At 43.5% G+C, this 1307-nt stretch carries 1 protein-coding gene; it reads left to right on the forward strand.

Annotation, left to right across the window (positions count from 1 at the left end; genetic code table 11):
• Positions 1 to 40: 40 nt before the first annotated feature.
• A protein-coding gene (locus XMG59_RS12010) for an IS3 family transposase (protein WP_173498807.1) occupies positions 41 to 1260 on the forward strand; the annotation gives its coding sequence in 2 pieces (ribosomal slippage) (positions 41 to 428 and positions 428 to 1260; 1221 coding nt in all).
• Positions 1261 to 1307: the final 47 nt, after the last annotated feature.

The following is a 1307-nucleotide window of genomic DNA, read 5'->3' on the forward strand; positions in this document are numbered from 1 at the left end:
TGTCCCGTCCTGAAATAGGTTTACACATTGAGGACCTATTATGGAAAAGGCAATAACACCAAGGCGCAAGCGTACCCAACGCGATTACACATTGGGCTTTAAATTGCAGGTTGTTAACGCAGTTGAAAGTGGCGATATGACCTATAAACAAGCCCAAGCTATTTATGGCATTCAAGGCAGATCTACTGTTCTGACATGGTTGAGAAAGCACGGTAAGATGGATTGGTCTCAATCAACATGTCGAATTATGTCTCAATCACCTCAATCTAAAGAAACTCCAGCACAGAAAATCAAACGTCTCGAGAAGGAGCTGGAAGATGAACGGCTCAGAAACTTACTTCTCAACGAAGTGGTCGATATTTTGGATGCTGAGCATGGAGCCGGTCTAAGAAAAAAGCTTATAGCCAAGGAGCTAGAAGCCTTCAAAGGCAAGGCAAAATAAGCTTGAGCAAAGCGAGTCAGCTCCTTGGTATTAGCCGACAGGCTATTTATCAAAGCGAAAAACGCCAAAAAATACGACAATCAGAAATCATGCCTGTGTTGGAAATGGTTAAGAGATTGCGTCGATTTATGCCCCGGCTGGGCACTCGCAAGCTTTATAAGATGATTAAGCCTCAAATGGATGCAGAGGGAATAAAGCTAGGTAGGGATGGTTTGTTTGATTTCTTACGAGATCGACAGATGCTAGTAAAGCCGCGCAAGAGCTACATAAAGACAACTCATAGTAAGCACTGGATGAAGAAACATCCTAATCTACTGAAGGGTTTTGAAGTCAGTAAGCCTGAGCAAGTATTTGTGAGTGACATCACATATGTTGAAAGTGATGAGGGGGTGCACTATCTATCGCTAGTCACTGATGCGAGCAGCCGAAAAATAATGGGGCACGAGTTGAGCTGGGATATGAAGGCAGAGAGTGTTGTAAAAGCGCTTCACCAGGCTACAAGAACTAGCTCTGAGACTGAATCAGTTATCCATCACTCAGATAGAGGGCTTCAATATTGCTCTGCGTTATATCAGAAAGCGCTGAGACTAAACGGTATGGTGCCCTCAATGACAGATGGATATGATTGCTATCAGAACGCATTAGCAGAAAGGGTTAATGGGATACTAAAACAAGAGTTTCTGATCTATCGCTGCAAAACATTTGCCGATCTAAAAGCCCTGATCGCTGAGTCTGTTGAAATATATAATCAAATGAGGCCGCATCTTAGCCTTGGCATGAAAACGCCAGAAGAGGTGCATAAAAAAGCGACGACCTAAGGTCGTCGCTTCAATCAAAAACCGTCAACGTATTTTAGGACGGGACA

The sequence above is a fragment of the Marinobacterium sp. xm-g-59 genome (assembly GCF_013283315.1).
Classification (GTDB): Bacteria; Pseudomonadota; Gammaproteobacteria; order Pseudomonadales; family Balneatricaceae; genus Marinobacterium_E.